Source organism: Nostoc sp. UCD121, from assembly GCF_014222285.1.
Taxonomy (GTDB): Bacteria; Cyanobacteriota; Cyanobacteriia; order Cyanobacteriales; family Nostocaceae; genus Nostoc.
The window spans coordinates 1-1,010 of the sequence record NZ_JACKZS010000485.1; the positions used below are offsets into that span (position 1 = coordinate 1).

Annotated in this window: 1 protein-coding gene; it reads right to left on the minus strand. The window is 42.7% G+C overall.

Going from position 1 to position 1,010, the window contains the following annotated elements; all coding sequences use genetic code 11:
- Window positions 1–64: 64 nt before the first annotated feature.
- A complete protein-coding gene (gene gloB / locus GNF10_RS37080; protein WP_185582031.1) occupies window positions 65–838 on the minus strand; it encodes a hydroxyacylglutathione hydrolase in 774 nt (257 codons plus the stop codon).
- Between the last annotated feature and the right edge of the window lie 172 nt (window positions 839–1,010).

Below are 1,010 nucleotides of genomic sequence, written 5' to 3' on the forward strand. Positions count from 1 at the left end.
GCAGGGAGCAGGGAGCAGGGGGAAAAATACCAATTCCCAATTCCCAATTCCCAATTCCCAATCCCTAAAAGTTATTTTTCATTTCCCGTATCCGCGCAAAGGTTTGCACTCCATCGCTACTCTTAACAGTTGATTGTAATGATGGCTGATCCCAACGTAAAAAGGGATTGGTGTGCTTCTCCACTCCCAACAGGGAGGGGATGGTAGCTTCTCCTCGACTACGGTAAGCTTTTACTTCGTCGAAGCGTCTTTGTAAGTCGGCGTTGTCGCCATCTACAGTTAAGGCAAATTGCAGATTTTTTAAGGTGTATTCGTGGGCACACCAAATACGTGTATTATCAGGTAGAGAACGCAGTTTGCTTAAAGAATCTACCATTTGGGTCGGTGTTCCTTCAAATAAGCGACCGCAACCGCCGGAAAATAGGGTATCACCACAAAATAAATCGCCTGTCTCACTAGCTTTTTGAGGTGGAAAGTAGTAAGCGATGTGAGCGCGGGTATGTCCAGGAACGAAGATAACTTCAGCTATGCGGTCTGCAAACTCGACGCGATCGCCTTGTTCCAAAAATACCTGTTGTCCAGGAATCCTACCACGATCCTCGGCTCCTCCATAAACTATCAGTTGGGGGAATTGTTCGATTAATTGCTTATTACCACCTACATGATCGTTATGGTGATGCGTGTTAAAAATTGCTACCAACTCAGCTTTTAACTCTGCCAGTTTCTTTAATACTGGTTGAGCCTCTGCTGGATCGACAACAGCCGCGATATTGCGTTTGTCGTCATATAACAAGAATATGTAGTTGTCTGAGAGTGCTTCCAGACGGATTACCTGCATTACCTCTGCTCCCTTACAACATAAATGTTTGGTATTGAGTAGCAATATTACATTCCAGTGAATAATAGTGCTACATTTACAAGCTATATCAAGTGTTTATACTTTGTTTATTATAGCTGTAATGCAATATTACCTATGATATTATACCTCTGTGTTTACACAGTATTTTTAC

Excerpts from the sequence above, each read along its gene's own strand:
- gloB (WP_185582031.1), bottom strand. The coding sequence starts at position 838 with ATGCAGGTAATCCGTCTGGAAGCACTCTCAGACAACTACATATTCTTG.